Annotated in this window: 2 protein-coding genes; one reads left to right on the top strand and one right to left on the bottom strand. The window is 61.0% G+C overall.

Features of this window, described 5'->3' with window-relative positions:
* On the bottom strand, window positions 1–250 hold a 250-nt coding region (locus tag ACY69P_RS15815; RefSeq protein ID WP_462328179.1), incomplete at its 3' end, for a transporter substrate-binding domain-containing protein.
* 373 nt (window positions 251–623) lie between these two features.
* On the opposite strand from ACY69P_RS15815, the gene typA reads away from it, so the two are divergent.
* Entirely contained in the window at window positions 624–2465 is a 1842-nt protein-coding gene (gene typA, locus ACY69P_RS15810) for a translational GTPase TypA (RefSeq protein WP_459901926.1), read from the top strand.
* Window positions 2466–2831: the final 366 nt, after the last annotated feature.

Below are 2831 nucleotides of genomic sequence, written 5' to 3'. Positions count from 1 at the left end.
GCAGGTCGGCCCTGCCGCTTTGGATGGCGTCCACGGCGGCGGCAGGGGACGCGGGCAGAAACCGCACCTCGCGCTGCACTTTGGTGCCCCACAGTTTCCAGAGATCGACAAAAAATCCCGACGCTTTGCCGCTGGCTCCGATGTAGGCCAGAGGTGGCGCATCGCTGTCGATGGCGATAACAAGGGGCTGGGATTCGCCCGCACGGCTTGGCAGCGGCAGGAGGATGACGCTGAAAAGCAGAGCTGCCAAGGCATATATCACGCGGGTCGTTTTCATAATTCGCCTGCGTTTGTGGGTGGTGACGCGAAGCATAAGGCCCATGTGCCGCACTATATAGTGTTACATGAAGACATGTGGATGGGGCAAGAGACTTGCGGAAAAGGGCGGGGCACAAGGCCGCGAAAAGGAGTATGGATCAACGCTTGCTGGCGGGAAAAGAAAGGCGTAGGGTCTGCGCCGGCCTCAGGGCGAGAGTGCGGGGCGGTGCCCAATGTTAAAATTAATCATTGCCAACGCAAATCCGTTTTGCTACAAACCCCCGTTCCGCGCAATAGCGCAAGGCCGTTGCCATCGGCACGGTCTCCCATCCAAAGCAGTATTTTTCCCGAACTAGGACAAAGAGATGCCCAAGAAAACCGCGCGCAACGAATCGTTGCGCAATATCGCCATCATTGCTCACGTTGACCACGGCAAAACGACGCTGGTCGACCAGATGTTTAAGCAGAGCGGAGTGTTCCGCGAGGGGCAAGACGTTGATGATCGTGTCATGGACTCCATGGATCTGGAGCGTGAGCGCGGCATTACCATCGCCGCGAAAAACTGTTCCATCCACTGGCGTGACAGGAAAATCAACATCATCGACACCCCCGGTCACGCCGACTTTGGTGGCGAGGTTGAACGCTCTTTGTCCATGTGCGACGGCGTTATCCTGTTGGTGGACGCCTCCGAAGGCCCGCTGCCGCAGACCCGCTTCGTGCTGGAAAAGGCGCTGAACGCCGGTCTGAAGCTGCTGGTTGTGGTCAATAAGATTGACCGTGCGGACGCCCGTCCCGACGAAGTGCTGAACGAGGTCTACGACCTGCTCATCGACCTTGGCGCAGATGACGACCAGCTGGAGTTCCCGCTGTACTACGCCATCGGCCGCGACGGCATCGCCAAGAAGAACCTTGAGGACGAGGCCTCCAACCTGCACATCCTGCTGGATGCCGTGGTGGAGGAAGTCCCCGCGCCCAGCTACGACCCCGACGCACCCTTCCAGATGCTGGTGTCCGACCTCAGCTACTCCGACTATCTGGGCCGCCTTGCCATTGGCCGCGTAACCAACGGCACCGCCCACAGCAACGAGCAGCTGGTCTGCCTTGGTGAAAACGACTCCAAGAAGTCCCTGCGTGTGTCCCGCCTGCAGACCTACGGCGGTCTGAAGGTTGTGGATACCGACAGCGCCCAGCCCGGTGACATCATCGTGCTGTCCGGCATTGAGGACGTGACAATCGGCGATACCATCTGCACAGTGGACAATCCACAGGCGTTGCCCCGCATCACCGTTGATGAGCCGACCGTCAGCATGCGCTTTGGCATCAATACCTCGCCGCTGGCCGGTCAGGAAGGCTCGCAGGTGACCTCCAGCAAGATTAAGGAGCGCCTGACCCGCGAAGCCCTCTCCAACGTGGCTATCCGCGTGGAAGAGACCGACGACCGCGACGCCTTCCTCGTGAAGGGCCGTGGCGAGTTCCAGATGGCCATCATCATCGAGACCATGCGCCGCGAAGGCTTTGAGCTGAACGTGGGCCGTCCCGAGGTTATCTACAAGCGCGACGAAAGCGGCAAGCTGCTGGAGCCCATTGAGCACCTGTACGTGGACTGCGACGAAGCCTCCATGGGCGTCGTCACCGAGAAGCTCGCCATGCGTAAGGGCCGCATGACCAATATGGTCAACAACGGCACCGGACGCGTGCGTATGGAATTCTCCATCCCCTCCCGTGGCCTCATCGGCTACCGCGACGAGTTCCTGACCGATACCAAGGGTACCGGCATCATGAACTCCTACCTTGAGGGCTATGGCGACCACCGCGGCGAGTTCCCCACGCGCTACTCCGGCTCCATCGTCTCCGACCGTGCGGGCAAGGCCGTGGCCTACGCCCTGTTCAACCTTGAGCCCCGCGGCAGCCTGTTCATCAATCCGGGCGACGCCGTGTACGAGGGCATGATCGTTGGCGAGCACAACCGCGAAAACGATATCGACGTGAACCCCACCAAGGGCAAGAAGCTCACCAACATGCGTGCGTCCGGCAAGGACGACGCCGTTGTGCTGACCAACGTGCTGCCCATGACGCTGGAGCGCGCCCTGCACTTCATCCGTGAGGACGAACTCGTCGAGATTACGCCGGAAGCCATCCGCCTGCGCAAGGTTGAACTTAACTCGCAGAAGCGTTATCAGATCGCGGGCCGCAAGAAGAAAGCCTAAAAATTTATCAAGTAACCCTTGCCAGAGTGCTTCGGAACGGAGGCGAGCCCGGTTTTCGAGCCGGACCCCTCGTGTCCGTGACGGCGCACTCTGGGCGTTGATTTCATGGGCGGGCCACGTCAAAAGACGGGGGCCCGCCTCTTTTTTGTCCGTGCTGCTCCGATGGGGTGGCATGGGAAAGCGCGGCACCCCCGGTGGATATGTCTCCACCGGGGGTGCTGTTGGTTTTGGTGCCGCGGCGCGCCGTGCCGGGGAAATGAGGGGCGTAGCGCGCTGTCCCGGGCGGGTGACGCGTGTGGCGGTATCCGGGAGATGAAGGGGCTGACTGCCCACGCGCGGTGGTGCAGGGGCAGGGAACAATGACGG

Source organism: Desulfobaculum sp. (assembly GCF_054921475.1).
Note: the sequence above shows the minus strand (reverse complement) of the source record. Positions and strands in the feature narration are given on the sequence as shown.